At 61.8% G+C, this 456-nt stretch carries 1 protein-coding gene; it reads left to right on the plus strand.

Annotated elements, in window-relative coordinates; translation table 11 throughout:
* Positions 1-16: 16 nt before the first annotated feature.
* A partial coding sequence (locus tag Q4P78_RS09300; protein ID WP_303340088.1) for a copper resistance CopC family protein occupies positions 17-456 on the plus strand: 440 nt, incomplete at its 3' end.

A 456-nucleotide genomic window follows, 5' to 3' on the forward strand; every position in this document is an offset into this window, starting at 1 on the left:
CAGACAAGGAAACACTATGCGCACTATTTTGCGTACCCTACTTGCCGCGCTCACAGCAACGCTGCTGACGCTCACCGCCGCGCCCGCTTATGCGCACGACGAGCTCGTCAGCAGCACCCCCGCCGCTGATGCGACCCTCAGCAAGGCACCCACCGAAATCACGCTCACCTACAGCGCTAACCTCATGAACGTTGAGGGCGGCAACCGGGTGCGCGTGACCGACTCGGCTGGCAATTCCCTTGTTGAAGGGAAAGGCGACGCTAAAGTCAGCGGCAACACCGTCACCCAGACCCTCAACCTCAAAGACCCCGCAGCGGATGAAACGTACACCGTCACCTGGCGCGTGGTCTCATCCGACGGGCACCCCATTCAGGGTACCTACAGGTTTACTGTGGGGGCCGGTAAAACCGCCTCGGCACCTGTAAGCAGCGCCTCCGCCGAACAGAGCAGTGAGGC

Source organism: Rothia sp. (in: high G+C Gram-positive bacteria) (assembly GCF_030540545.1).
Classification (GTDB): domain Bacteria; phylum Actinomycetota; class Actinomycetes; order Actinomycetales; family Micrococcaceae; genus Rothia.